The sequence below is a fragment of the Oleiphilus sp. HI0125 genome (assembly GCF_001635355.1).
The window spans coordinates 1-688 of the sequence record NZ_LWGF01000190.1 but is presented as its reverse complement, the minus strand read 5'-3'; the positions used below and the strand labels follow the sequence as shown (position 1 = coordinate 688).

General features: G+C 44.5%; 1 protein-coding gene. It reads left to right on the top strand.

The genetic code is table 11. From position 1 onward, the window contains the following. Positions 1-688: cadherin-like domain-containing protein (locus A3762_RS02945; RefSeq protein WP_156493175.1), on the top strand; the 688-nt coding region annotated here is incomplete at both ends.

Sequence of the window (688 nt, the reverse complement as noted above, 5' to 3'; positions counted from 1 at the left end):
AATGGACGAGGACAGTGTTATCACCATTACATCAGATCAACTCTTAGCCAATTCGTATGATATTGAAATTGGTGTGCGTCTCGAAGAGGTTACGTATACTGGATCTGATGGTATTTTCCAAGCACATCAGGATTCCGAGGGTCAGCCATATTTTACCTTTGCGCCAAATCAGAATTTTAATGGAGAGATTGTTCTTGGCGTAACAATCTCGGATGGCGAACTAACAGATACTACGACGGCGAGTATTGATGTATTACCCATTAATGATCCGCCTGTGGTCGGAGATTTGGCTTATGCTATTAACGAAGATGAAAGTATCACACTGAGCCAAGAACAGCTCTTGGTGCAAGCTAGCGATATTGAAGGCGATGACCTTGTTGCCGTTAATTTGCAGAGTATTGATGGAAATGTGTCGATTACGGCTAATACCGATGGATCCTTCACATTAACGCCAAATTCAGATCTCAACGGTGCATTTGATATTAGTTTTGGTGTCTTCGATGGCGAAGCGACAGTTGCAGCCAATATCGATTTGACAGTGAACCCAGTGAATGATCTGCCGGTCGCGCAGGATCAGAATTTCCAGATGAACGAAGACGGGACGATCACGCTTACAGATGGGGATCTGTTAACGGGAGCGTCGGATGTTGATGGCGATACGCTGAGTATCTCAGATGTTGCATACACA